General features: G+C 57.1%; 1 pseudogene. It reads left to right on the top strand.

Annotated elements, in window-relative coordinates:
• Nucleotides 1-380 (top strand): annotated as a pseudogene (locus ACTHTJ_RS10965) (hypothetical protein); the annotation flags it as partial.

The following is a 380-nucleotide window of genomic DNA, read 5'->3' as shown; positions in this document are numbered from 1 at the left end:
CAACTGTTTGCGACCAACCAAAACGTAGCGACCAACGCCGCCAATATCGCCAAAGGCATCAACTTCGGCGGTACCGCCGGCAGCAACAACTACGCATTGGGCGACACCATCAATGTCAAAGGCGACAGCAACATCATCAGCGAAACCGTAGCCGGTGGCGCACAGCTGAAACTGGCCAAAGACATCACCGTTGACAGCGTCACCGCAGGCAACAGCAAACTGAATACAGACGGCCTCACCATTACCGGTGGCCCGAGTGTGATCAAGTCAGGCATCAATGCCGCCAGCAAGAAAGTAACCAACGTAGCCGCCGGTACCGATGACGCCGATGCCGTCAACTACAGCCAGCTGAAACAGCAAAGCGCCGCCGCCCGTACCGA

This window comes from Neisseria sp. P0018.S001 (assembly GCF_051957355.1).
Lineage (GTDB): Bacteria > Pseudomonadota > Gammaproteobacteria > Burkholderiales > Neisseriaceae > Neisseria > Neisseria subflava_A.
This window is presented reverse-complemented; position numbering and strand designations above follow the sequence as displayed.